Below are 24082 nucleotides of genomic sequence, written 5' to 3'. Positions count from 1 at the left end.
CTGGGGCACTCCTTGTCGGGCCTGGATCGGGATCATAGCATCACTGTATTGCTTGAGCAATACGGTTGATTTTGGCCTTTTTCCGGGCGCGGAGCGATGATAGCGCGGTTCGGACAGATAAAGGAGAGACCCCGATCATGACCCTGCCGGCTTCGCTTCAAGGCCGTTTGTCCCTGCCGCTGATCGGGTCGCCGATGTTCATCATCTCGCAGCCGGAACTGGTGATCGCTCAGTGCCGTGCCGGCATCGTCGGCGCCTTTCCATCGCTCAATGCGCGCCCGTCCGGCACGTTCGAGGCCTGGTTGCAGCAACTGGGTGCGGAACTGACCGATCAGGATGCGCCCTTTGCCGTCAATCTGATCGTCCACCGCACCAATGCGCGGCTGGAAGAGGATCTGGCGCTGTGCGTCAAATATAAGGTGCCGATCGTCATCACCTCGCTGGGCGCGCAGGAGAAGGTGAATGAGGCGATCCACAGCTATGGCGGCATCGTGCTGCACGACGTCATCAACAATGTCTTTGCCAGGAAGGCGATCGAAAAGGGCGCCGATGGCCTGATCGCGGTGGCGGCGGGCGCGGGCGGGCATGCCGGCACGCTGTCGCCCTTTGCCCTGGTCCAGGAAATCCGCGAATGGTTCGACGGGCCGCTGGCGCTGTCGGGCGCGATCGCGACCGGTCGGTCGATCGCGGCGGCGCGGATGATGGGCGCGGACCTTGGCTATATGGGGTCGCCCTTCATCGCCACGACCGAGGCGAACGCGCTCGACGCCTACAAGGACATGATCGTCGATAGCGCATCGGCCGACATCGTCTATTCCGACGTCTTCACCGGGGTGCTGGGCAATTATCTGCGCCCCAGCATCGTCGCGTCGGGGCTGGACCCGGACAAGCTGCCCAAGGCGGCCGACATGGATTTCGCCAGCCTGGCCGGCGACAAGAAGGCGTGGCGCGACGTGTGGGGCGCGGGCCAGGGCATTGGCGCGATCAAGGCGGTGCAGCCGGCGGGCGCCTTCATTGCCCAGCTGAAGGCGGAATATCAGGCGGCGATTTCGGGCTTCATTGCCTGAGGGCTTGTCTGGGAATGCGCTTCTGGCGCATCCGCACCAGCCCGCGCCCCCACCCGACCGCCCAGACATGGTACCCTGATGGGTGGTCGGGTGGGGGCGTGGGCTGGTGCCGCATCGAAAATGCACTCTTCCGTGCATTTTCCAGACAGGCCCTGAGGCCGTACCTCATTCCGCCAGGAAGACGCGCAGTTCCTTGACGAACATCTCGAACTGGTCGTGATGCAGCCAGTGGCCGGCATGGGGAAATTCCACCAGCCGGGCCTGCTGGAAATGGGCGATGCGACCATCCTTGACCGGGTTTGACGCCCAACTGTCGAGGCCGAGGCACAGCAGCGTCGGGCAGGTGATGCGGCGCCAGAAGTCGGGCAGATTTTCGTCTGTGCCGGCCTGGGGGGCGGCGCCGTGCAGATAGGGATCGAACTTCCAGCTATAGCTGCCATCCTCGTTGCGGTTCACGCCGTGGAGGGTGAGGTGCAGCGCCTGTTCGACCGACAGATGGTCGTTGCGTTCGCGCATGCGGGCGACCGCGGCCTCGATCGTGGCATAATGGCGCGGCGAGCGGCGGGCATTGGTGCGGCGGGTGTCGATCCAGCCCTTCCATGTCTCTTCGGTACTGCGCTTGGCCTGTTCGGCGATGCGGTCGGGCGACAGGCCCAGCCCCTCGATCGCGACCACGCGCGCGACGCTGTCAGGATAGAGGCCGGCGTAGCGCAGGCTGATCGATCCGCCCAGCGAATGGCCGACGATGGTGACCGGCCGGCGATCGAGCAACTCGACCAGCTGGGCCAGGTCATAGACATAATTGGCCATCATGTAGGAGCCGTCCGACGACCAGCCGCTGTCGCCATGGCCGCGCAGGTCGGGGCAGATGACATGATAGTCGCGGGCGAGCGAACGCGCGGTCCAGTCCCAGCTGCGTGCATGGTCGAAACCGCCATGGACCAGGATCAGCGGCGGCGCCGACGGATTGCCCCAGTCGAGATAGTGAAGCCGCGTCCGCAGGGATGTGAAGAAATGCGATGTCGGCGTCGGCTGTGTGGCTTTGTTCATGCGATCCTGTGGAGTTGCTGGCGGTCAGGATGCAATTGCCATCGGCCATGCGCATGACGATGGCAAGACATAAGGCCAAGAAAATATGTGAAATTCTGTTACATATTGTCGAGTAAGACTTTAGGGGTGGCTGTCCGTGCCGATGGGAACCAGTCGGCGGAGAGCGCTGTCGTGGCGGATGCGATGGACCATCATCGCCAGTTCCGCTTGGCGGAAAGGCTTGTCGAGGCGCAGGCGACGGCTGGCATCGGCGGGCAGTTCGGCATAGCCGGTGATGATGAGCACGGGCAGGTCGGGATAGGTCTGCTCGATCGCGTCGGCCAGTTGCGCGCCGGTCATGCCGGGCATGGCATGATCGGTAACGACCAGGTCGATGCGCCCCTGCTCCAGCATGTGCAGCGCTTCCCGCCCCGATCCGGCCTGGAATACGGTATGGCCCATCGTTTCCAGCATGCCGGCGGTGTTGGTCAGCACCAGATCGTCATCATCGACCGCCAGGATGACCAGCGGTTCGGTTTCCATATCGTCCGGTTCGCACGGGATAGCCGTCCGCTCGTTGCTGGCGTCGGTCAGGGCGACGGGTAGCCAGATGGACACGCTGGTCCCCTTGCCGGGCTGGCTGGCGATGGTCATCGCGCCGCCGCATTGCTGGGTGAAGCCGTGGATCATCGACAGGCCAAGGCCGGTTCCCTTGCCCACCCCCTTGGTGGTGAAGAAGGGTTCGCGGGCGCGGGCCAGCGTCGCCTCGTCCATGCCTTCGCCTTCGTCCGTGACCGTAAGGCGGATGAAGCTGCCCGCTGCGAGATCGGGCTGGTCGCCCAGCGCCAGGGTGATCTCGCTGCCCTCGATCAAGAGGCGGCCTCCGTCGGGCATGGCGTCGCGCGCATTGACCGCAAGATTGATCAGCGCCAGCTCCAGTTGGGCCGGGTCGGCATGGGCCGGGCGCAGCGACAGCGGGAAGCGCGTCTCGATCGCGACGCTGCTGCCGATGGTGGTCTTGAGCAGATCGGCCATGCCATGGATCAGGCCGATGCAGTCGACCTGTTCCAGCTTGAGTTCCTGCTTGCGGGCAAAGGCGAGCATCCGCTGGGTCAGGGTGGCGCCGCGATCGGCGGCGGTCATGGCATTGTCGAGATAGCGGCTGATATCGGCGCCGGCCGCAAGACGCTGCCGCGCGAGATCGAGGCTGCCGACGATCACGGCCAGAAGATTGTTGAAATCATGGGCGACACCACCGGTCAGCTTGCCGATGGCGTCCATTTTCTGGCTCTGGAAGATCGCCTCGCGCGCCTGCTCCAATGCCTGGGCCGCCTGGCGCCGTTCGGTGAGGTCGCGGGTGATCTTGGCAAAGCCCAGCAGTTCGCCGGCCGGATCGCGGATCGGATCGATCACGACGCTGGCCCAGAAACGGGTGCCGTCCTTGCGGATGCGCCAGCCCTCCGCCTCGAACCGGCCTTCGCGCTGGGCGGTGTCGAGCGCACGGGAGGGGAGGCCGGCCATGCGGTCTTCCTCCGAATAGAAGCGGGCGAAATTCTGGCCCATAATCTCTTCGGCGCTATAGCCCTTGAACCGTTCGGCACCGCTGTTCCAGCTGGTGATCGTGCCGACCGGATCGATCATGTAGATGGCATAGTCAGTGACGCTCTGCACCAGCAGGCGGAAGCGTTCCTCACTGCGGCGCAGTTCCTCCTGCGCGGCGCGACGTTCGGTGAGGTCGCGAGTCACCTTGGCAAAGCCGAGCAGGTGGCCGGCGGGGTCGCGGATCGGATCGATCACCACATTGGCCCAGAAGCGGGTGCCATCCTTGCGCAGGCGCCAGCCTTCCGCCTCGAACCGCCCTTCGACCTCGGCGGTGCGCAGGACGGCAGCGGGCACATGGGCGGCGCGGTCCTCCTCCGTATAGAAAGCGGAGAAGTGCTGGCCGATAATCTCGTCGGCGCTGTAACCCTTGATGCGCTGCGCCCCGCTATTCCAGCTGACGACGAAGCCGGCCGGATCGAGCATGAAGATCGCATAGTCGGTGACGCTCTGGACCAGCAATTCGAACCGGTTGACCGGTTGGCCTGTCTCTGTCGTCTCCATTTCCGCCCCTGACATTTTCGATCCTGTATCTTTGCCTATGGCAAACGCGGCATAATGCAATCTGTTCCGCCATATGGGACGGGATCGCAACGGCTTGACTTCATGGGGCAGGCCCCGCACGACGCTGCTTCAATCAGAGAGGATCACATGGCAAGCGACGCGACTATCACCGTCATCGGCGAGGCAATGCTGGAACTGAGCCGGGGCAACGGCGATGGCTGGAATCTGCGCTATGGTGGCGATGTCATCAACACCGCGATCCACCTGGCTCGTGCGGGTGACAAGGTGCGCTTTGCCAGCGCGATCGGCGCCGATCCGATGAGCGAGGATCTGCGCAAGGCTTGGGAAGCGGAAGGGGTCGATACCGGCCTGCTGATCGGCACGCCCGGCCGGACCACCGGCCTCTATGCGATCGAGACGGATGAGACCGGCGAGCGCAGCTTCCATTATTGGCGCGGCGAGGCCGCGGCGCGGGCGATGTTCGACCTGCCCGAAAGCGGCGCCATGGTTGATGCAGCCGCCCAGTCGGACCTGCTCTATTTTTCGCTCATCACCCTGGCCATCCTGCCGGACGCCGGGCGCGAGGCGCTGCTGGCACTGTGCAAACGGGTGAAGGCAGGGGGCGGCCGGATCGCCTTCGACGGCAATTATCGGCCGCGCCTGTGGAGCGACGCCGCGACTGCGCGGGCCTGGCGCGACCGGGCGATCGCGCTGTGCGACATCGGGTTGCCGACCCTGGCGGATGAAGTCGAAATGGGCGAGGCGGATGATGCCGCCGACGCCGCGGCCCGTTGGGGCGCAGGTGAGGGCCGCGAGATCGTGGTCAAGCTGGGCGCCGAAGGCTGTCTGGTCGGTGGCGCGCTGGTGCCGCCGCCGGCGCGGGTCGATGTCGTGGATTCGAGCGGGGCGGGCGATGCCTTCAACGGCGGCTATCTGCATGCGCGGCTGGCCGGCGCGGAGCCGGCAGAGGCGGCATTGGCCGGGCACCGTCTGGCCGGCTGGAATATCGGTCGGCGCGGTGCGATCCCGGCGCGCGACGCCGATGCGCCCTATGGCCAGAAGGTGCCGGCCTGAGCCGGGAGCGATCGCACGGGACGTGGCCTGTGGTCACGCCCTGTGCTAGCGCGCTGACATGACAATCGGGGATGCCGCATCGGCGGGCGGGCGCGACGAAGGATCGGGCCGCCGCCGCCAGATATTGGAAATCGCCGCGCAGCTTTTTGCGCGCAAGGGCTATCGCGGCACGTCGATGCGCGACATTGGCGAGCAGGCCGGGGTGCTGGGCGGATCGCTCTACCACCATATTAAGTCGAAGGACGCGCTGTTCGTCGAACTGCATAATGGCGCGCTGGATGCGGCTGAGGCGCGGATCGCGGCGGCGGTCGCGACGCAGGCCGATCCCTGGGCACGGCTGGAGGCGGCCTGCGCCAGCCTGCTGGATATCCAATTGGCGGCGGATTCGCTGACCATGCCGATGATGAATGATTTTCGCGCCGTACCGGATGGCGTGCGCGATCAGCTTGTGGCGCGCCGCGACCGGTTCGAGCAATTGTTTCAGGATCTGGTGACGGCGCTGCCGCTGCCCGTCGACATCGACCGCTCGCTCTATCGCACGCTACTGCTCAGTCAGCTCAATTCGGCGGCCGACTGGTATCGCGATGGCCGGCTGACGCGGGCGCAGATCGCGGCGCAGATCGTCGCCATTTTTCGCCACGATCGGTTATAGTCAGGGCATCAGCGGGGCGTGTCGCAGCGGCAAGGACGCCTTGCGCGTTTGACTGTAACAGATGTTTGGTATAGCTGGTCCGCAGCAATATTGGAGAGGTTCGATGTACAGCTATGTTCCGCCGATCGACGATTATCGCTTCCTGCTGAGCGAGGTGCTGGGCTTCGACCAGGCGATGGAGGAGCTGAACAAGGATGTCGACGCCGACCTGGCCGTGACCGTGCTGGACGAAGCCGGGCGCATGTGCGCCGAGCGCCTGGCGCCGCTCAACCGCGAAGGCGACGAGCATGGCAGCCAGTTGATCGACGGCGCGGTGCGGACGCCGCCTGGCTTTGCCCAGGCCTATCGCGACTTTGCCGATGCCGGCTGGGCGGCGCTGTCGGCCGATCCCGACCATGGCGGGCAGGGGCTGCCCTTCATCCTGCAACTGTGGCTGGACGAGATGCTGTCGGCCGCGAACCTGTCTTTCGGCCTTTTTCCCGGCCTGACCCGTGGCGCGTGCGAGGCGATCGCCGCCCATGCCAGCGAGGAACTGAAGGCGACCTATTTGTCGCGCATGGTGAGCGGCGAATGGACCGGCGCGATGGCGCTGACCGAAAGCAGTGCGGGCACCGACCTTGCCCTGCTGAAGACCAAGGCCGAGCCGCAGGACGATGGCAGCTATGCGGTGACCGGCACGAAGATCTTCATCTCGTCGGGCGACCATGATTTTGGCGGCAATATCGTCCATCTGGTGCTGGCGCGCCTGCCCGACGCACCGGCCGGGGTGAAGGGGATCAGCCTGTTCCTGGTGCCCAAATTCCTGCCCGGCGCGGACGGTGCCTTCGATCAGCGCAACAGCATGTCGGTCGGCGCGCTGGAAAAGAAGATGGGCATTCATGCCCAGCCGACCTGCGTCATGAATTATGACGGCGCGACCGGCTGGCTGGTGGGCGAAGCGCATCGCGGCCTGGCCGCCATGTTCACGATGATGAATGCCGAGCGGCTGATGGTCGGCATCCAGGGACTGGGCATCGCTGGCGCTGCCTATCAGCAGGCGGCGGGCTATGCCAAGGAACGGCTGCAGGGCCGCAGCGCGGATAATCAGCGCGCCCCGGTGGCCATCATCGAACATGCCGATGTCCGCCGGATGCTGCTCAATATCCGCAGTTTCGTGGAGGCCGGGCGCGCGCTGGCGGGCTGGACCGCGCTGCAGCATGACCGGTCGCAGCACCACGCCGACGCCGGCGAGCGCGCCAGGTCCGACGCGCTGGTCGCGCTGCTGACGCCGGTGGTGAAGGCGTCCTTCACCGATTTCGGGTTCGAAAGCGCGGTGCAGGCGCAACAGGTCTTTGGCGGCCATGGCTACATCCGCGAATGGGGCATGGAACAATATGTGCGTGATGCGCGCATCGCCCAGATCTATGAAGGCACCAATGGCGTGCAGGCGGCGGACCTGGTCGGGCGCAAGCTGCCGATGGCGGGCGGCGCGGTGGTCGAAGGCTATTTTGCCCTGATCGCGGCCGATGTGGAAGCAGCCGGTGGGAGCGTGATCGCGCGCAGCACCTGCACGGCGCTCGACGCGCTGCGCACGGCGACGGCGGCTCTGCAGGGCGCGGACACGGATGCAGCCGGCGCGGCGGCTGTCGATTATCTGCGCCTGTTCGCGCTGGTGTCGATGGGCTGGATGTGGACCCGGATGGCGCAGGCGGCCGCGCAGGGCAACAGCCCGCTGCATCAGGCGAAGCTGAAGCTGGCCGACTATTTCGCGCTGCGCGTTTTGCCGCAGGCGCAGGGCCTGGCCGCCACGATCGCCGCCGGTGAAGCGTCGATCATGGCGTTGGAGATTGACGCCTTCTAATTGCGCACCATCAACACGTCGCAGGGCGCGCCTTCGAGCAATTCGGAGGCGCGGCTGCCGATCAGCGCATGGACGAAGCCGCTGCGACCATGGGCGCCCAGCACCAGCAGGTCGATGTCGCGCTGTGCGATCAGGGTCGGCAGCACCTCGCCGGCACGTCCCTCGATCAGTTCGACCTGGAAGGGGCGGGCTTGGCCGGCCAGTTCCGGATGAGCGGCAAATTCGGCGCTTTCCCGTTCCGCTTCCGACCGGGCGAAGGCCAAGGTCTGGTCGGGATCGAGGCGGGAGGGGAAGCCGCCATCATAGACATGGACCAGATCGAGCCGCGCCGTGGGAAACAGCATCGCGGTCATCTGCACGGCATGGAGCGAACAGTCGGAAAAGTCGGTTGCGATCAGGATGCGCCGATAGGGATGGCGCGGCCGTTCCTTGACCACCAGCACCGGCACGGGCGAACGCCGGACCAGATAGTCGACCGCCGTGCCCAGGATGAAGTCGCTGACATGATTGTGACGGGCCGGGCCGACGACGATCACCGCGCTGCCCCGCTCCTTGCCCAGTTCCGCGATGGTTTCGGGCGCACGGCCCTGGATCAGCACCGGTTCGATCGGCGCGGCGATGCCCTCGGTCAGCTTCGCGATGACCCGTTTGGCACGATCGGAGGCGCGAGCGACATGGGCGGCATCGCCCTTGTCCAACGCATGGGCGACGAGCAGCGTGCCGCCCAGGTCGGTCGCCAGTTCGACGGCCCGGTCAAAGGCCCGGTCGCTGCGGGCGGTCAGATCGGTGGCGATGAGGATGGTTGGCGGCACGAACATCTCCCTCTTGTGGCGGGCGGTGGCTAAGCGCTTGCAAGACAAAGCCTATCATCCTCACGCCGCGCTTGCCACTCCGGGTAGACCCTGGCTCGGCAGGGGGGCGATGGCCGACACCGGCACCTGTCGGTCGGTCAGCGTGAGTGGCGCGGGGCGGTGCGAAATCAGGATCAGGCCGGTGCCGGTCCGGTCGAGCCAGATGCGCAGCCGGCTGATCAGAAGCGCCTCGGTCGCGGCATCCAGCCCCTCGGTCGGCTCATCCAGCAACAGCCAGGGACGGCCGGTCAGCAGCGCGCGTGCCAGCGACAGCCGCTTGCGTTCGCCGCCCGACAATGTGCCGCCGGCTTCGCCCAGCCGATAGTCGATCCCACCGGGCAGGCTGGCGATGCGCTGGTCGAGACAGGCGACATGCAGCGCATCGACCATATCGGCCGCATCGATGCCGGGCCGGGCGAGGCGCAGATTGTCGGCGATGCTGCCGGCCAGCATCGGCGCGTCCTGGGGCGAGAGGGCGAACTGGTCACGCAGTTCCGTCCCGGAGCAGGCTGCCAGCAGATGGCCGCCAAGCGCGACATCGGCCGTGACCGGACGCAGCCCGGCCAGGCCCTCCGCAAGCAGGCTCTTGCCCGAACCAGAGCGGCCGGTGATGGCGACCCGCGCACCGGGGCGCAATTCGACGGCGCCCAACCGGATGGCTTGAGCTGTCGCGGCGGACGGCGCAGGCGCATCTTCCAGCGGCAGCGCATCGAGCGCGGCCAGCCGGGCAAGGCCGGCATCGACACTGGCCTGGCGGAAGGCGGTGCGCGACAGTCCGGCCATCGCCTCCACCGCGCCGGCGCTGGCCAGCAAGGCGAGCGCGACCAGCGGCGCGGGGGCATCGGCGCCGAGCAGAACCAGCATGACTGCCAGCGCGCTATAGGCCGCGAGCAGGGCGGCCTGCACGCCTTCACCGATGAACAGGCGGGCGCGGGCCCGGTCGAGTCGGTGCGTGAGGGGTGCCAATTCGGCCATCACGCGATCCCCCAGTCCATAGGCCGCGATTTCCGCGCGGGCGCTCGCCAGTTCGACATAGCGCGCGCGCATTGCGCCGAGCGCATCAGCGGCCTGCTGCGCGGGGCCTTCGGTCAGGTGGCGGGCAAGGATGCGCAGCAAGAGCGGCAGGGCGGCGAGCATGACCGCCAGCAGCAGGGCCGACAGCCAGCCGCCGCTCGCCGCCAGCATCACGCCCGCCATCGCCGCCATCAATCCGGCGGTCCGGCTCGGCCGGCGCACGACCAGATCCTCCAGCGCGTCAATGTCGCCGGTCAGCCGCGCGGCGGCGTCGCCGCTGGACAAGGGCAGGGCGGTGCGGCTGTCCTGCGCGGCGAGGCGCGCGAACAGGCTGGCGCGCAGTCCGCCCATGGCTTCGAGCGCGGCGCGATGCGACCAGAGCCGCTCGCCATAGCGCGAGACGGTGCGCAATATGGCGAGCAGCCGGATCGCCGCGCTGGGCACCAGATAGTTGAACGCCTGCACGGCGAGGGTGCCGGCCGCGCCGGCCGTGGCGGCGGCGGTCAGGAACCAGCCGGCCAGCGCCAGCAACGCGATGCCGGCCAGCGCCGCGATGACGGCGCACAGCGTCGCCCGGCGCAGCAGCGTGGCGGAGCCTGCCGCCTTGTCGAGTGCGATCCGGATCGGGTTCACAGCATCACCTCCATCCGCGCGGCGGCGGTCAGGCGATGATCGTGGGTGGCGACCAGGATCGCGCGCTCGGCCGACAAGGCGACCAGCAGGGCGATGATGTCGGCGGCGCTATCCGCATCCAGATCGGCGGTGGGTTCGTCGCAGAGCAGAACGGGCCGTTCGGACAGGATGGCGCGGGCGAGGCCGATGCGCCGCCGTTCGCCGCCCGACAGGCCCGCCCCCTGATGATCGATGGCAAGATCCAGCCCTTCGGGCCGCGCGGCCAGCATCGGCGTCAAGCCGACACGCGCGGCGACCTGCGCGATCTCCGCTCGGTCAGCATCGGGGCGGGCGAGGGCGATATTGTCGGCCAGGCTGCCGGGCAGCAGCAGCGGGCGCTGGGCCGCCCAGGCGATGCGAGCGGGATCGACCGGAGTCAGTTCGCCCGAGGCCGGATCAATCTGTCCGGCGATCGCGGCGAGCATGCTGGTCTTGCCGCTGCCGGTGGGACCAGTGAGGGCGATCAGGTCGTGCGGCTTGAGCGTCAGGCTGACCGGGCCGATTCCCGAGCCGATGCCGATCCGCAAATCCCTGAGATGAAGGCCATCGAACGGCGCGCTGGCCGGATGCGGCGCAGGCTCCGCTTCCGGCAGGGCGGCAGCAATCGCCTTGTCCGCCGCTTCGCCCATCTGCTTGTCATGATAGGCCGCGGCCAGCCGGCGCATCGGCAGATAGAATTCCGGCGCCAGCGCCAGCGCGAACAGCGCGGCGCGCAGGTCCAGTGCTTCGGGGGCGGGAAAGGGCAGCAGGCCAAGCAGCGCAAAGCCGCAATAGACCGCGACCAGCGCCACCGAGAGGGCCGCGAAAAAATCCAGCACGGCGCCCGACAGGAAGGCGAGGCGCAGCACCGCGCCGGTGCGGGTCGCCACCTCCTGCGCGGCGCCCGCCACCTGCCGGCTGATCCGCGCCTGGGCGCCATGGTGACGGATCAGCGGCAGCGCGCGCAGCCGGTCGACGAACAGGCCCGACAATTCGGCCAAGGCCGCCAGTTGCCGCTCCGCCGCCGCCCGCGCCGCCGTGCCCGCCAGCACCATGCCGAAGGCGAAGGGGATCAAGGTCGCCAGCATGATCGCGGCGCAAACCCAGCTTGCGGTCGCGACGATCGCGGCGACCAGCAGCGGCCCCAACACCGCCGCCTTACGGATCGGCAGGAAGCGGGCGCCATGCGCCTCGATCGCGGCGAGATGGTCGATCGCCAGCGTGGCATTCTCGCCCGCCAGCAGCGGTCGGGCCAGCCGTCCACCCAGTAGCCGGGGCAGCAGCGTCGATCGCCGCGCGGCGACGATGCGCTGGGCCGACCGGATCGCCTGGACATGGGCCAGCATCAGCCCGGCCGCACGCACCAGCCCGCCGGCCAAGAGCAGCAGCGGCGACAGCCAGCCGATCGCGACGCCATCGGCCAGCGCACTGACGCCCTGCGCCAGTCCTGCCGCGAAAAGAGCGGCGCCGATGATGTCGATGACCCAACCCATGCCTGCGGTTTTCCCTAGCTAGACCTTGCGTCCCATTCATTTAGGTTTGGCGGCAGAATATAATTTGATCTGTCTCAATGATGTAGCGCCGTCACGTCCATATTTCGCCAGCCAACTTGGTTCAGGGAAGAAAGGGGGTCGCGATGATAAGCATGGCCGTCGTTGAATTATCCAGGCTGCAATTCGCTCTCACAGCTTTATACCATTTCCTGTTCGTGCCCCTGACGCTGGGCCTTTCCTTCATGCTCGTCATCATGGAAAGCGTCTATGTCATGACGGACCGCCCGATCTGGCGGGATATCACTCGCTTCTGGGGCAAGCTGTTCGGGATCAACTTCGTCCTTGGCGTCGCCACCGGCCTCACCATGGAGTTCGAATTCGGCACCAACTGGGCCTATTATTCGCACTATGTCGGCGACATTTTCGGCGCGCCGCTGGCGATCGAGGGCCTGATGGCCTTCTTCCTGGAGGCGACCTTCGTCGGCCTCATGTTCTTCGGCTGGGATCGCTTGTCGAAGCGCGGCCATCTGCTCACCACCTTCATGGTGGCGCTGGGGTCGAACCTGTCGGCGCTGTGGATCCTCGTCGCCAATGGCTGGATGCAGCATCCCACCGGCGCGACCTTCAACCCGCAGACGATGCGGATGGAGGTGACCGACTTCATGGCGGTGATCTTCAATCCGGTCGCCCAGGCGAAGTTCGTCCACACCGTCAGCGCCGGCTATGTCTGTGCCAGCGTCTTCGTGCTGGGCGTGTCGGCTTATTATCTGCTGAAGGGCAAGCATGTCGCCATTGCCAAGCGCTCCTTCACGGTCGCGGCCGCCTTTGGCCTTGCCGCGTCGCTGTCGGTCGTCGTGCTGGGTGACGAAAGCGGTTATGCGCTGACCGAGAACCAGAAGATGAAGCTCGCCGCGATCGAGGGCATGTGGCAGACCGAGCCTGCACCGGCCGGCCTGACCCTGTTCGGCCTGCCGTCCAACAGCGGGCGCGAGACCACGCATGAGATCAAGGTGCCTTATGTGCTGGGCCTCATCTCCACCCGCAGCCTGACCGGCGAAGTCACCGGCATCAACCAGCTGGTCGACACCGCCAAGGTGCGGATTGCCGCCGGCATCATCGCCTATGATGCGGTCGAGACACTGAAGGTCGATCGCAACGATCTGGTCGCGCGCGAGGCGTTCGAGCGCAACAAGGCGGATCTGGGCTATGCCCTGCTGCTGAAGCGCTTCATCGCCGATCCGCGTCAGGCCGATGCCGCGACGATCGAGAAGGCCGCCTGGAGCACCGTGCCCAATGTGCCGGCGATCTTCTGGATGTTCCGCATCATGGCGGGGCTGGGCTTTGCCTTCATCGCCTTCTTCGCGACCGCCTTTGCCTTCTCGTCGATGCGGCGGTTCGATGCGCGCTGGTTCCTCAAGCTCGCCGTGTTCATGATGCCGATGCCCTGGATCGCGATCGAGGTTGGCTGGGCGGTGGCGGAAATCGGGCGCCAGCCCTGGGCGGTGGACGGCGTGCTGCCGACCTTCCTTGCCGCCTCCAGCCTGACGGTGCCGCAATTGTGGACCACCATCATCGGCTTCACCCTGCTCTACGGTATCCTGGCGGTGATCGAGGTGAAGCTGATGCTCGCCACCATCGCCAAGGGGCCGGAACGCTATGTCCCCTGGCGGCCTGACAGCCCCGCCGAGCCGGCGCCCGATTTCCGCGCCGTGCCCGCCGAATGACGCCCGCCAACCGGAGTTAGGACAATGACCATTCCGCTCGATTATGAAACGCTGCGCGTCATCTGGTGGCTGCTGCTGGGCGTGCTGCTGATCGGCTTCGCCCTTACCGACGGCTTCGACCTGGGATCGGCGGCCTTGCTGCCCTTTGCCGGCCGGACCGACGAGGAACGGCGCATGATCATCAACAGCGTCGGCGCCACATGGGAAGGGAACCAAGTCTGGTTCATCCTGGGCGGCGGCGCCATCTTTGCAGCCTGGCCCTTCGTCTATGCCGTCAGCTTTTCCGGCTTCTATCTCGCAATGTTCCTGGTGCTGTCGGCGCTGATCCTGCGGCCCGTCGGCTTCAAATATCGTTCGAAGAAGCCGGATGCCCGCTGGCGTGCCGGCTGGGACTGGGCGCTGTTCGTCGGCGGCCTGGTGCCCGCGCTCGTCTTCGGTGTTGCGGTCGGCAATGTGCTGGTTGGCGCGCCCTTCCGTCTCGATGGCGATCTGCGCATGTTCTATGAAGGGTCGCTGCTCGGCCTCTTCACGCCCTTCACTTTGCTGACCGGCCTGCTGTCGGTCGCGATGCTGGTGCTGCATGGCGCCGGCTGGCTCAGCCTCAAGACGCAGGGGCCGGTGCTGCAGCGCGTGCGTCTTTATGGTCAGGGCGCGGCGATCCTGTCGATCCTGCTGTTCGCCATCGGCGGGCTGTTCGTCGCCTGGAGCGGCATGGGCTATCGCGTCGATGGCGTGATCGATCCCAATGGTCCGTCCAACCCGCATCTGGGCGGCGCGGTCGCGGCGGCCGGCGCTTGGCTCGACAATTATGCGGCGCATCCCTGGATGCTGCTGGCGCCGATCCTGGGCTTTGCGGGGCCAGTGCTGGCATGGCTGGGCATTCGTGGCCGGCGCGATACCTTGGTGTTCGCCGGTTCGTCGATCGCCAATGTCGGCATCATCAGCACGGTCGGCCTGTCGATGTTTCCCTTCATCCTGCCCAGCTCGATCGATCCGGGTTCCAGCCTGACCGCCTGGAACGCCTCGTCCAGCCACGGCACCTTGTTCACCATGCTGATCTGCACCGTCATCTTCCTGCCGATCGTGCTCGCCTACACGGCCTGGGCCTACAAGGTGATGTTCGGCCGGGTGACCGACCGGGAAATCCGCCTCAACCCCGACTTTTACTAAGGATCCGACCTATGTGGTATTTTGCCTGGATATTGGGCGTCGGCCTGGCCGTCGGCTTCGGCATCCTCAACGGCGTCTGGCACGAGTTCCATTCGGAACCCGGCGAATATTGAGCTGACAGATAGCGCCCCGGCGGTTTGACACGGCCGGGGCGTCACGCCACCCCGTTGCGGCCATGGATATGCAGGGGAAGGGCATGGAAGAAGAGGCCGAAACTGCCCGCATCGCGCGCCGCCATGCCCAGATATTGGGCGATGCGCCCCGCATCGAAGCGCTGAGCATCGACGAATATAGCGCCGATCTCGACCCGCTGATCCGGCAGATGATCGCCATCAACCAGAGCATCGACGCGCGCGAAGCGGACCTGCTGACCGACGTGACCGATGTGCAAGCACAGGGGCAGGGCGACATGTCCGCCGTGCTGGCGCGCCTGCCCGAAATCATCCGTACCATGATGCGCCATCCCGCGCTGTTCGCCCGCCAGACCGATGTCGGCGTCACGCTGCTGACGCAGGGCAAGCTGTCTGCGCGTGATCGGGAAATGGCGATCCTGCGCGTCGCCTGGCTCTGTCAGGCGCCTTATGAATGGGGCGAGCATGTGATGATCGCGCGCCATGCCGGCATCGGTCGGGAAGAGGTGGAGCGGATCGTGACCGGCTCGGCCGATCCGGGCTGGAACGACCATGACCGGGCGATCCTGCGCGCGGTCGAGGAACTGCATGGCGACGCCATGATCGCCGACGCAACCTGGGCTGTGCTGGCGGCGCGTCTGGACGAGGCGCAACTGATCGAACTGACGGTCCTGATCGGCCAATATCAGGCCGTGGCCTATTATCAGAACAGCCTCAGGCTGCGCCTGCACGGCGGCAACAAGGGGCTGTCCGCCCGATAGGCCCGGCCGTCAGGTCGGTTCAGTTGGCCGGTTCAGCCGATCTGTTCACTCGGCATGTTTCGGGGCGGGACTGTCCACCCTGACGAAGCCGTGCGGGGTCTGGACCCACTGGCCGGCCTTCTTGCTGGTCGGCGTGAAGGCGACGCGGGCTTGGGGGCTGCTAGCGCTACGAATTGGCTTCATGGCTGGATACTCCCTGTTCCTTTTCATTCTATCCAAAATCACGCCGAACGAACCTCGGGAATTTTACGGGGATCGCACATTTCGGGGACATTTTCTTGGATTGGATATTATCGAGGCCTTGATAGGGAAATCCATGAGGGCCCCTTTTGTTCCGGCCTGAATTGCGAAATTTCTAGGGCTGGGTGCATCGCTGGCGTGATTGGTTTGTCCAAATTGGTCATGCCAACTTGTGGGGCCGCAGGCGCCGGGTTAGCCTCCCGCAAAATCGAGGGAGGATGCCGTGACGAAGGGCCGCATGTTGATGCTGGGAAGCCTGTCCCTGTTGGCGATGACGGGCGTGATGCTGGGCGCCGCCACGCCTCCCGCCGACCCCGGCCGCTTTGCTCAGGTCGCGAAGGTTGATGACCAGTATCAGGCCTATAATGTCGAGATGGTGGAGGTGGTCGGCGGCCGCTTCTGGGCGCCCTATCCCAAGCCGGGCGAGGCGCGGCCCCAGCCGGCAGCCGGTGGCAGCGGCGGCGTCGATATCGCGGCCGTCATGTTCCGCAAGCGCGAGCCGATCGACCTGACCGGTGACACGCGGCTGCGCAACCTCGCCCGCGCGCTCGGGCCGACCTATGTGCGCGTGAGTGGCGGCTGGGCCAATGCCGTCTATTTCCATGACAGCGATACGCCGCCGCCCGCCACGCCGCCCAAGGGCTATCAGAGCGTCCTGACCCGGACCCAATGGGCCGGCGTCGTCGACTTCGTGAAAACCGTCGGCGGCAAGCTGGTCGTGTCCTTCCCGGTGAGCGAAGGCGCGCGCGACGCGTCGGGCCTGTGGGATCCCGATCAGGCGCGCCGGCTCAACGCCTATACCGAGAAATTGGGCGGCCACATTTATGCCGCCGAACTGATCAACGAACCCAATGCGGGGGCCATGGTCGGCTTGCCCAAGGGTTATGACGCGGCCGCCTTCGCCCGCGACATGGCCGTCTTCCGCGCCTTCCGCGATGCCGATGCACCGCAGATGAAGATTGTCGGGCCGGGCAGCACGGGCGAGGCTGGCTTCGTCATCATGCCGCGCAATATCGGCGTGGTGCCGACCGACGCACTGATGAGCGCCGAGCCGCGGCCCAGGGTCGATATCTTCTCCTATCATTTCTACGGCACCGTCTCGCAGCGCTGCGCGGCGATGGACAAGAGCGCCGGGATCAGCCCCGACCGGGCGCTGGACGAGGACTGGCTGGCGCGCGCCGACAGCACGGCGACCTATTACAAGGAACGGCAGCAGCGTTTCGCGCCCGGCACCGATATCTGGATCACCGAAACGGCGCAGGCGGCCTGCGGCGGCGACGCCTAGGCAGCGACCTGGCGCGACAGTTTCCGCTATGTCGATCAGTTGGGGCGGCAGGCGAAGCAGGGCGTGACCGTGGTCTTCCACAATACGCTGGCGGCCAGCGACTATGCGCTGATCGATGAGGCGACGATGATGCCGCGGCCGAGCTATTGGGCGGCGGTCCTATGGGCGCGGCTGATGGGCAATGTCGTGCTGGATGCGGGCCGGGATGAAGGCAAGCTGCATCTCTACAGCCAGTGTCTGCGTGGGACACCGGGCGGCGTCGCGCTGGTCGCGATCAATCTCGATACCGCCAATCCCGCCAGCCTGTCGCTCGCCGGCAAGGCGACCCGCTACACTCTGACCGCCGACAATCTGGACGCGGGCAGCGTGAAGCTCAACGGCCGGACGCTGGCGGTGGGGCAGGATGGCGTCTTGCCCAATCTCAAGGGCGTCGCCGCGCGAGGCATGCAGTCGCTACCAGCGGCGAGCATCAGCTATCTCGCCTATCCCGATGCCCGCAACCCGGCCTGTCCCTGACGCCTGATACGGCGCCGGGCGGGCCGGGCAGGGGCTGTCCGGCGCATCAGGCCAGGGCCAGGGCAAAGGCGCCCATATGGGCGATGATGGCGCAGCACATGATGGCGATCGCGCTTTTGGTGCTCAGAAAATCGGTCATGGTCGGTCTCCTTGGCCGGTCGGGGCGGATGATCCATTCATCGGCCCGCCGGTATGAGGGGAGCGATGGCAGCCCACGATTGACGGGCAAGCGGCTTTTCGTCACGCAGGGCGAATAGAAGAAAAAGCGCGGAAAATCGGGCCCTTCGCGGTTCGCGTTTCGCGAATGGAGAGGGGGATTGCGTGAAACGTCTCCGCCGTGTGCTGCTCGAACTCTGGGCGATGCTGCCGGTCGCGGCGGTGGTCGGCTTTCTTGGCCCCTTCGGCACCTATTTGTCGGGCGACTTCCTGCTGCGCGCCGGGCGCTGGTGGATCATGCTGATGGGCGCCTATATCCTCGCGCGGCCGACGCTGATCGCCTGGCGGGCGATTGCGCGGGCGACGCGGTTGCCGCGCGGGTCTCTGGTCTTCTGGGGCATGGTCGCCTCCAGCTTTCCGATGGCGCTGATCTGGCGGCTGGTCGGGCGGGACGAGGTGCGACTGCTGGGCGGCTATGCCGGCCTTTTGCCCTTTACCCTGCTCTGTTGCCTGCTGGTGATGACCATCGCCTGGTGGGCGGAGCGGGCGGACGCGCATCTGCTGCGCTATTATGATGAGCATATGGGGCCGACCACGGTCTTCGCGTCGGCGCGGGAAGAGGCCGTGCCGATGGACGCACCAGCGAAAGAGGCGGATGTTCGCCTCCATCGCCGGCTGAGCCCCGCCTTCGCCGGTCCCATAGTCGCGCTGGAGAGCGAGGATCATTATGTCCGCGTCCATGGGCAGCGCGGCAGCGAGCTCATCCTGATGCGGCTGCGCGACGCCATTGCGGAGATGGACGATGTGCCGGGCGCACAGACCCATCGCAGTTGGTGGGTCGCCAAAGCGGCACTTGCCGACGGGGCAGCTGTGGGCAAGGGCCGGGAAATCCCCCTGACCAACGGCCTGTCCGCGCCGGTCGCGCGGGATTCCGTCGATCGGCTGCGTCAGTCCGGTTTCCTGCCGGACTGACGCAGCAGGATCAGAGGATCAGGTTCAGCGCGACGATGATCAGGATCGTCGCCAGGATCGTGCGCAGCACCGCTTCGCGCACATGCGAGGCGAGCAGGCTGCCGACGATGATGCCGGGGATCGACCCGATCAGCAGCGATGCCAGCAGCGACATGTCGACCGTGCCCAGCCACCAATGGCCGATGCCGGCCACCAGCGTCAGCGGCACGGCATGGGCGACGTCGCTGCCGACGATCCGGGCGAGCGGCGTGCGCGGATAGAGGATCAGCAGCGCCGTCGCGCCGATCGCGCCGGCCCCGACCGAGGTGATGGTCACCGCCACGCCGACGACCACGCCCAGCAATATGGTGAGGTTGCGGGTGGTGGCGGGGCTGCGATCCTGACCATGGGTGCGCGACCAGGCGGTGATTCGATCGCGGAACAGCAGCACCAGACCGGTGAGGAACAGCATCACCCCCAGCGTCACCTTGATCGGATCGACTACGGCGGCCGACGGCGGCCCCATTGCCCGCAGCGCCATCAGCGCGCCGATCGCGGCCGGCATCGACCCCAGTGCAAGCCAGCCGACGATCGCCCAGTCGACCGATCGCTTCCAGCCATGGACCAGGCTGCCCACGCTCTTGGTGACGCAGGCATAGAGAAGATCGGTGCCGACGGCCGCAGCCGGGTGGAAATTGAACAGCAGCACCAGGATCGGCGTCATCAGCGATCCGCCGCCAACGCCGGTCAGCCCGACCAGCGTGCCGACGATGAAGCCCGTCAGGGAATAGAGCGGATTGATCGTCACGGCCGCTCCTGCGGTGCATGACGACAGGCGGTGCGACCCATCATGGCGTCACCTAAGGGCGTTTGCGCTGCCCATGCAAGTCCCTGCACTCGATCCATATCCCTGCGTCCCCCTTATGTTTCGCGGTGGGACATAGCGGACGCCATGGCGGGGTGAAACCCGCCCCTTGCTTGAGGGGGGTGATAGCTTTGCTATGGACGGGGCGCGCCACATATCGCTCCCGCGGCTGTCTGGCCTGCGTTCGAGCGCCTAGCGTGCCGGGATAAGCGACAGGAGCAGGATATGGTGGAACGGGCACGGGTGGCGGTGGTGACGGGCGCGAGTTCGGGCATCGGCAAGGCGATCGCCAAGGCCATGGCGCGGCAGGGCTGGCGGGTGATCGGCACCGGCCGCGATCCTGAACGGCTTGCGGTTGCAGAGGCGGAGATAGCGGCGGATGCGGCCGGAGCGCCCGTCACCATGCTGCGCGCCGACCTGTCGCTGCTCGGCGGAGCAGCGCAACTGGCGCAGGATATCGCCGCGCTGACCGACCGGGTCGACCTGCTGTTCAACAATGCCGGCGGCATGACCGATAAGCTGGTGATGACGGACGAGGGGCTGGAGGCGAATTTCGCCGGCAATCATCTGGGGCCGTTCCTGCTAACGCAGCGCCTGTTGCCGCTGTTGCGCAAGGCGGCGGCTGACCAGCCGGCGGGCGCCGTGCGCATCCTCAACACCGCCTCCGACGCCAGCGAGATGATCCCGGCGATCAACCTGGACGACATGCAGAATCTGGAACGGTTCAGCCCCGGCATGGCCTATTGCACCGGCAAGCTCGCCAATGTGCTGTTCGCCCGCGCGCTGGCGGATCGGCTGGCGGGGGCAAGGATCATCGCCCATGCCGTTCATCCCGGCGCGGTCGACTCGAACTTCTTTTCCCATGCGTCGGCTGACACGCAGGAGCGCTCGCGCGGGCTGGACAAGGCGAGCGAGGCGGACGGAGCGGACACGCTGGTCTGGCTGGCGACCGCATCGGAAGGGGCCGCCAGCAATGGCGGCTATTGGTATCGCCGCGCACCGCGCACGCCCAACACGCTGGTCGAGGATGCAGCGATCGTCGATCGCTTCTGGCGGGAAAGCGAAAAGCTGATCGCGGCGCATGGCCGCTGAGGACGCAAGGCGCCCCGGACCGGCAATCTCCATCGCCGGTCCGGAGCAGTCCCTCCCCCAGGGAACTATTCCGGCACCTTCACCTGCGCCAGGCGCGGCGAAAGCAGGTGGATCGCCAGCAGGGCGATGAAATAGGCGCTGCCCGCCACCGCGAAGAGCGGCGCATAGCTGCCGATGCTGTCGAGGATGTAGCCCGCATATTTGGCCATGAGCATACCGCCGATCGCGCCTGCCGTGCCGCCGATGCCGACCACCGATCCGACCGCCGCGCGTGGGAACATGTCCGACGGCAGCGTATAGAGATTGGCGGAAAAGGCCTGATGCGCGGCGGTGGCGATGCCGATCACCAGCACGGCGACCCACAGATTGTCGATCGACTGGGCAAAGAAGACCGGCGTGACCGCGGCGGCGCAGACCAGCATGGTCAGCTTGCGCGCGGCGTTGACGCTGTGCCCGGCCTTCATCAGCCGTCCCGACAGCCAGCCGCCCGCCACGCTGCCAAGGTCCGACAACAGATAGATGGCGACCAGCGGTGGGCCGAAGCTGATGAGGTCGAGGCCGTAGCGCTCGCCCAGATAGCCCGGCAGCCAGAAGAGGAAGAACCACCAGATCGGGTCGATGCAGAATTTGCCGATGGCAAAGGCCCAGCATTCGCGCACGGCAATCAGCCGGCGCCAGCCGATCGGCGTGACCGGGTCGGCCGGATCCTGCTGGATATAAGCGAGTTCGGCGGCGCCGACGCGCGGATGCTCCTGCGGCCGGCGATAGAAGATCAGCCAGGCGGCGAGCCAGGCAACGCCGAACACGCCGGTCGCGATGAAGGCGAAGCGCCAGCCATATTGGATGGTCAGCCATGGCACCAGCAGCGGCGTGATGATTGCGCCGACATTGGCGCCCGCGTTGAACAGGCCGATGGCAAAAGCGCGTTCCTTCTGCGGGAACCATTCGGCCACCGCCTTGATACCGGCAGGGAAATTGCCGGATTCGCCGACGCCCAGGCCAAAGCGGGCGAGGGCGAACTGGGTCACGCTATGCACGCCGCCATGGGCGACATGGGCGATCGTCCAGATGATGATCGCGACGGTATAGCCCAGCCGCGCGCCGATCGCGTCGACCAGCCGGCCAAAGCCCAGATAGCCGATTGCATAGGCCGCCTGGAACCAGAAGACGATATTGGCATAGTCGGTTTCCGACCAGTGCATCTCGGCCGCCAGCGTGGGCTTCAGCACGCCGATCATCTGCCGGTCGACATAGTTGATCGCGGTGGCGGCGAACAACAGCCCGACGATCACCCAGCGATAGCGCCCGACCCTCTGGGTTGCTCCGGCGACGGCCTCGTTCATTCTCTTCCTCTCCTCTTGCCCTGCGGCCTTGTCAGGCGGCCGCTTGGGGGCGGATGACGCAGTGTGCGGTGCCGAGCGGTCCGAAGTCCGCAACCACCGTCTGCCCGACGCGCACTTCATGCACGCCGGTGACGGCGCCTGTCGATATCCATGCGCCCGGTTGCAGCCTTATGCCGCGCGCGGCCAGATTTTCGAGCAGGAAACGCACGGAGCCGATCGGCCCGTCGGGGAAGCTGACCGCGCGGCCGGTGCCGGCGACGACGCCATCGATGCTCAGGCTGATGTCGATCTCGGCAAAGGCCAGGCTCTGCCAGTCCGGCACGGCCGCGCCGATCAGCAGGCCGTTATTATTGCCGAAATCCGAAACGGTGACGGCCGGGCCATGCTCGTTGATGCCGATGAAGGGCGAACTGGCGATTTCCAGGCCGATATGCACGGCGTCGACCAGCGCGGCGGCTTCTTCCAGCGTGAAACTGGTCTGGGCCGGGTCGGGCACCTGGCCGATGCGCAGCAGGAATTCCGCCTCCGCCGCGCCAAAGCCCTGGGCAAAGACCAGCCCGGTGGCATCGGGGGTCAGGGCATGGATGGTCGGGGTGAAGATCGGTCCCGCCAGTCGATCGGCGCCGAAACGCTCGACCAGCGGCACGGGCACGCGGCCGACCTTCCAGCCGCCCACCGGCGCATCGACCAGCGCCAGTGCCTCCGCCTGGATCGCATAGCCATCGGCCAGGCTGGGCGGGATCGGGCCGGGATAGTCGGAAAAGCCCGTCGCCTGCTGTCGGGCGGTGACGAAGGCGCGCGCAATGGCGGCAGGGGAAGCGGCGGTCACGATGATCCTCTCGGCTGGTTCTTCCTCTCGGGATGCCTGCAAGAGTAACCGGTGTCAATAGATTTGCCGAGCGACGCATATTGCGCTGGTTGCGGGCCATAAGCGCGCTATAAAAGGGCCATGACAAAGACACCCAGGGATGAGGGCGCCACCGCCAAGCTGACGATCAACGACATTGCCCGCATGGCCGGCGTGTCGAAGAAGACGGTCAGCCGCGTCATCAACCGATCGCCGCTGCTGAACCAGGAAACCCGCGGCAAGGTGGAGGAAATCATCCGCCAGACCGGCTATGTCCCCAATCCGCAGGCGCGCGCGCTGGCGCTGGGGCGCAATTTCCTGATCGGCCTGATCTACGACAATCCCAATGCCCAGATGGTGCTGAGCATGCAGAAGGGGATATTGGAGGCGCTGCACGGCACCGAGTTCGAGCTGGTTGTGCGCCCGGTGGACAGGGGCGCGGCCATGGTCATGGAGGACATCCATAATTTCGTGACGCGCCAGCGCCTGTTTGGCGTTGTCGTGCTGCCTCCGCTCTCCGAAAATGACAGTCTTTCCAAACTGTTCGACGATGCCGGCTGTCGCTATGTGCGCATGGGTTCGGCCCTGCTCGACGATCCTGAACATATGGTCGCCTCCAATGACCGGGACGCGGTGGCCGATGCGGTGCGCTATCTGATCGCGCAGGGGCATCGGCGGATCGGCCTGATCGCCGGGCCGCATGGCTTCCGCTCGGCCAAGGAACGGCGCGAGGGCTTTGAAATGGCGCTGGCGGAAGCCGGCATCAGCCTGCCGCGCAGTCTGGTCGCGGACGGACAATATACTTTTGAATCAGGGGTTTCTGCTTCGGAAAACCTGTTCGACCTGACCTCGCCGCCCACCGCCATCTTTGCCAGCAATGACGAGATGGCGGCCGGCGTCCTCTATGCGGCGCGGCTGCGCGGGATCGAGGTGCCGGAGCAATTGTCGATCATCGGCTTCGACGATACGCCGCTTACCACCCGCGTCTGGCCGCCGCTGACGACGGTGCGCTGGCCGATTGCGGCCATGGGCCGCGCGGCTGCGCTCAAGCTGATCGGCACCGCCATCGGCGAGGAGGCGGAGGTCAGTGAGCCCTCGCTGTTCAGCTCGACCCTGATCCGGCGCAGTTCGGTGGCGCCTGCTTCGGGCTGATTCACGCCAAGGTTGACACCGGTTTCCGAATTTGCTTCCCAAGGGAGAAATTTCAGACAAACGGGCGAGGATATC

At 66.3% G+C, this 24082-nt stretch carries 22 protein-coding genes; 13 read left to right on the top strand and 9 right to left on the bottom strand.

The genetic code is table 11. The features are described 5' to 3' along the window. The first annotated feature begins 137 nt into the window (after positions 1-137). Positions 138-1067 (top strand): NAD(P)H-dependent flavin oxidoreductase, encoded by a 930-nt coding sequence (locus ACUCV3_RS26130; protein ID WP_279728415.1) that lies wholly within the window; start codon positions 138-140, stop codon positions 1065-1067. Between the two features lie 165 nt (positions 1068-1232). Here the strand turns inward: ACUCV3_RS26130 and ACUCV3_RS26125 are convergent, their stop codons facing one another. Both ACUCV3_RS26125 and ACUCV3_RS26120 read right to left on the bottom strand, forming a co-directional pair. Beyond that, positions 1233-2117: an alpha/beta fold hydrolase gene (locus ACUCV3_RS26125; protein ID WP_159366672.1), complete on the bottom strand. Its 885-nt coding sequence runs from the start codon at positions 2115-2117 to the stop codon at positions 1233-1235. 120 nt (positions 2118-2237) lie between these two features. Further along, positions 2238-4199 carry a hybrid sensor histidine kinase/response regulator gene (locus ACUCV3_RS26120; RefSeq protein ID WP_279728416.1) on the bottom strand — a complete coding sequence of 654 codons (1962 nt, stop codon included), beginning with the start codon at positions 4197-4199 and terminating at the stop codon, positions 2238-2240. A gap of 147 nt (positions 4200-4346) precedes the next feature. Between ACUCV3_RS26120 and ACUCV3_RS26115 the strand changes: the two genes are divergently transcribed. The 3 genes from ACUCV3_RS26115 to ACUCV3_RS26105 all read left to right on the top strand — a co-directional run bounded on the left by ACUCV3_RS26115 (position 4347) and on the right by ACUCV3_RS26105 (position 7765). Further along, positions 4347-5273 carry a sugar kinase gene (locus ACUCV3_RS26115; protein ID WP_279728417.1) on the top strand — a complete coding sequence of 309 codons (927 nt, stop codon included), beginning with the start codon at positions 4347-4349 and terminating at the stop codon, positions 5271-5273. A 58-nt stretch (positions 5274-5331) separates the two neighbouring features. Further along, positions 5332-5925 carry a TetR/AcrR family transcriptional regulator gene (locus ACUCV3_RS26110; protein ID WP_279728418.1) on the top strand — a complete coding sequence of 198 codons (594 nt, stop codon included), beginning with the start codon at positions 5332-5334 and terminating at the stop codon, positions 5923-5925. 103 nt (positions 5926-6028) lie between these two features. Continuing rightward, entirely contained in the window at positions 6029-7765 is a 1737-nt protein-coding gene (locus ACUCV3_RS26105) for an acyl-CoA dehydrogenase C-terminal domain-containing protein (RefSeq protein ID WP_279728419.1), read from the top strand. Here the strand turns inward: ACUCV3_RS26105 and ACUCV3_RS26100 are convergent. Genes ACUCV3_RS26100 through ACUCV3_RS26090 form a run of 3 tightly spaced genes read right to left on the bottom strand, consistent with a single transcriptional unit; the run spans position 7762 to position 11774 of the window. Next, positions 7762-8583, bottom strand: a complete 822-nt coding sequence (locus ACUCV3_RS26100; protein WP_482241392.1) for a universal stress protein — start codon at positions 8581-8583, stop codon at positions 7762-7764. The two genes, ACUCV3_RS26105 and ACUCV3_RS26100, sit on opposite strands and share 4 nt — an antisense overlap. Before the next feature lie 54 nt (positions 8584-8637). Then, positions 8638-10263, bottom strand: a complete 1626-nt coding sequence (locus ACUCV3_RS26095) for an ATP-binding cassette domain-containing protein (protein WP_279728421.1) — start codon at positions 10261-10263, stop codon at positions 8638-8640. Continuing rightward, positions 10260-11774, bottom strand: a complete 1515-nt coding sequence (locus ACUCV3_RS26090; RefSeq protein WP_482241391.1) for an ATP-binding cassette domain-containing protein — start codon at positions 11772-11774, stop codon at positions 10260-10262. The genes ACUCV3_RS26095 and ACUCV3_RS26090 overlap by 4 nt, the downstream gene beginning before the upstream one ends. Positions 11775-11917: 143 nt before the next feature. Here ACUCV3_RS26090 and ACUCV3_RS26085 point away from each other — a divergent pair, with 143 nt between their 5' ends. The 4 genes from ACUCV3_RS26085 to ACUCV3_RS26070 all read left to right on the top strand — a co-directional run bounded on the left by ACUCV3_RS26085 (position 11918) and on the right by ACUCV3_RS26070 (position 15560). Next, positions 11918-13498 (top strand): cytochrome ubiquinol oxidase subunit I, encoded by a 1581-nt coding sequence (locus ACUCV3_RS26085; RefSeq protein WP_279728423.1) that lies wholly within the window; start codon positions 11918-11920, stop codon positions 13496-13498. A gap of 24 nt (positions 13499-13522) precedes the next feature. Beyond that, positions 13523-14668 (top strand): cytochrome d ubiquinol oxidase subunit II, encoded by a 1146-nt coding sequence (gene cydB / locus ACUCV3_RS26080; RefSeq protein WP_279728424.1) that lies wholly within the window; start codon positions 13523-13525, stop codon positions 14666-14668. A gap of 11 nt (positions 14669-14679) precedes the next feature. After that, a complete protein-coding gene (gene cydX / locus ACUCV3_RS26075; protein ID WP_004207768.1) occupies positions 14680-14781 on the top strand; it encodes a cytochrome bd-I oxidase subunit CydX in 102 nt (33 codons plus the stop codon). Between the two features lie 83 nt (positions 14782-14864). Then, on the top strand, positions 14865-15560 hold the full coding sequence (locus ACUCV3_RS26070) for a carboxymuconolactone decarboxylase family protein (protein WP_279728426.1): 696 nt from the start codon (positions 14865-14867) through the stop codon (positions 15558-15560). Between the two features lie 45 nt (positions 15561-15605). On the opposite strand, the gene ACUCV3_RS26065 is transcribed toward ACUCV3_RS26070, so the two are convergent. Then, positions 15606-15743 (bottom strand): hypothetical protein, encoded by a 138-nt coding sequence (locus ACUCV3_RS26065; RefSeq protein ID WP_004207766.1) that lies wholly within the window; start codon positions 15741-15743, stop codon positions 15606-15608. A 280-nt stretch (positions 15744-16023) separates the two neighbouring features. On the opposite strand from ACUCV3_RS26065, the gene ACUCV3_RS26060 reads away from it, so the two are divergent. The 3 genes from ACUCV3_RS26060 to ACUCV3_RS26050 all read left to right on the top strand — a co-directional run bounded on the left by ACUCV3_RS26060 (position 16024) and on the right by ACUCV3_RS26050 (position 18729). Further along, complete coding sequence (locus tag ACUCV3_RS26060) at positions 16024-17085, top strand: hypothetical protein (RefSeq protein WP_482241390.1); 1062 nt, start codon at positions 16024-16026, stop codon at positions 17083-17085. Positions 17086-17148: 63 nt separating this feature from the next. Then, complete coding sequence (locus ACUCV3_RS26055) at positions 17149-17601, top strand: hypothetical protein (protein ID WP_482241389.1); 453 nt, start codon at positions 17149-17151, stop codon at positions 17599-17601. A gap of 339 nt (positions 17602-17940) precedes the next feature. Continuing rightward, positions 17941-18729 (top strand): LytTR family DNA-binding domain-containing protein, encoded by a 789-nt coding sequence (locus ACUCV3_RS26050; RefSeq protein ID WP_279728462.1) that lies wholly within the window; start codon positions 17941-17943, stop codon positions 18727-18729. A gap of 10 nt (positions 18730-18739) precedes the next feature. Here the strand turns inward: ACUCV3_RS26050 and ACUCV3_RS26045 are convergent, their stop codons facing one another. Next, on the bottom strand, positions 18740-19516 hold the full coding sequence (locus tag ACUCV3_RS26045) for a sulfite exporter TauE/SafE family protein (RefSeq protein ID WP_010338010.1): 777 nt from the start codon (positions 19514-19516) through the stop codon (positions 18740-18742). A gap of 282 nt (positions 19517-19798) precedes the next feature. Between ACUCV3_RS26045 and ACUCV3_RS26040 the strand changes: the two genes are divergently transcribed. After that, positions 19799-20665, top strand: coding sequence for an SDR family NAD(P)-dependent oxidoreductase (locus ACUCV3_RS26040; RefSeq protein WP_482241388.1), 867 nt, complete (start codon positions 19799-19801; stop codon positions 20663-20665). 65 nt (positions 20666-20730) lie between these two features. Here ACUCV3_RS26040 and ACUCV3_RS26035 read toward each other — a convergent pair whose 3' ends face one another. Both ACUCV3_RS26035 and ACUCV3_RS26030 read right to left on the bottom strand, forming a co-directional pair. Then, on the bottom strand, positions 20731-22008 hold the full coding sequence (locus ACUCV3_RS26035; RefSeq protein WP_482241387.1) for an MFS transporter: 1278 nt from the start codon (positions 22006-22008) through the stop codon (positions 20731-20733). A gap of 31 nt (positions 22009-22039) precedes the next feature. Then, positions 22040-22837 (bottom strand): 2-keto-4-pentenoate hydratase, encoded by a 798-nt coding sequence (locus ACUCV3_RS26030; RefSeq protein ID WP_279728430.1) that lies wholly within the window; start codon positions 22835-22837, stop codon positions 22040-22042. A 120-nt stretch (positions 22838-22957) separates the two neighbouring features. Between ACUCV3_RS26030 and ACUCV3_RS26025 the strand changes: the two genes are divergently transcribed. Beyond that, positions 22958-24007 (top strand): LacI family DNA-binding transcriptional regulator, encoded by a 1050-nt coding sequence (locus ACUCV3_RS26025; protein ID WP_004207757.1) that lies wholly within the window; start codon positions 22958-22960, stop codon positions 24005-24007. The last annotated feature ends 75 nt before the right edge of the window (positions 24008-24082 follow it).

The organism is Sphingobium sp. VMM, assembly GCF_056790315.1.
The sequence above is the reverse complement of the archived record's forward strand: the minus strand, read 5'-3'. Positions and strand labels throughout refer to the sequence as shown.

Coding starts and splice junctions, on each gene's coding strand:
- ACUCV3_RS26115 (WP_279728417.1), top strand. CDS start 4,347: ATGGCAAGCGACGCGACTATCACCGTCATCGGCGAGGCAATGCTGGAA.
- ACUCV3_RS26090 (WP_482241391.1), bottom strand. CDS start 11,774: ATGGGTTGGGTCATCGACATCATCGGCGCCGCTCTTTTCGCGGCAGGA.
- ACUCV3_RS26070 (WP_279728426.1), top strand. CDS start 14,865: ATGGAAGAAGAGGCCGAAACTGCCCGCATCGCGCGCCGCCATGCCCAG.
- ACUCV3_RS26120 (WP_279728416.1), bottom strand. CDS start 4,199: ATGGAGACGACAGAGACAGGCCAACCGGTCAACCGGTTCGAATTGCTG.
- ACUCV3_RS26040 (WP_482241388.1), top strand. CDS start 19,799: ATGGTGGAACGGGCACGGGTGGCGGTGGTGACGGGCGCGAGTTCGGGC.
- cydX (WP_004207768.1), top strand. CDS start 14,680: ATGTGGTATTTTGCCTGGATATTGGGCGTCGGCCTGGCCGTCGGCTTC.
- ACUCV3_RS26065 (WP_004207766.1), bottom strand. CDS start 15,743: ATGAAGCCAATTCGTAGCGCTAGCAGCCCCCAAGCCCGCGTCGCCTTC.
- ACUCV3_RS26130 (WP_279728415.1), top strand. CDS start 138: ATGACCCTGCCGGCTTCGCTTCAAGGCCGTTTGTCCCTGCCGCTGATC.
- ACUCV3_RS26125 (WP_159366672.1), bottom strand. CDS start 2,117: ATGAACAAAGCCACACAGCCGACGCCGACATCGCATTTCTTCACATCC.
- ACUCV3_RS26025 (WP_004207757.1), top strand. CDS start 22,958: ATGACAAAGACACCCAGGGATGAGGGCGCCACCGCCAAGCTGACGATC.
- cydB (WP_279728424.1), top strand. CDS start 13,523: ATGACCATTCCGCTCGATTATGAAACGCTGCGCGTCATCTGGTGGCTG.
- ACUCV3_RS26085 (WP_279728423.1), top strand. CDS start 11,918: ATGATAAGCATGGCCGTCGTTGAATTATCCAGGCTGCAATTCGCTCTC.
- ACUCV3_RS26100 (WP_482241392.1), bottom strand. CDS start 8,583: ATGTTCGTGCCGCCAACCATCCTCATCGCCACCGATCTGACCGCCCGC.
- ACUCV3_RS26110 (WP_279728418.1), top strand. CDS start 5,332: ATGACAATCGGGGATGCCGCATCGGCGGGCGGGCGCGACGAAGGATCG.
- ACUCV3_RS26105 (WP_279728419.1), top strand. CDS start 6,029: ATGTACAGCTATGTTCCGCCGATCGACGATTATCGCTTCCTGCTGAGC.
- ACUCV3_RS26035 (WP_482241387.1), bottom strand. CDS start 22,008: ATGAACGAGGCCGTCGCCGGAGCAACCCAGAGGGTCGGGCGCTATCGC.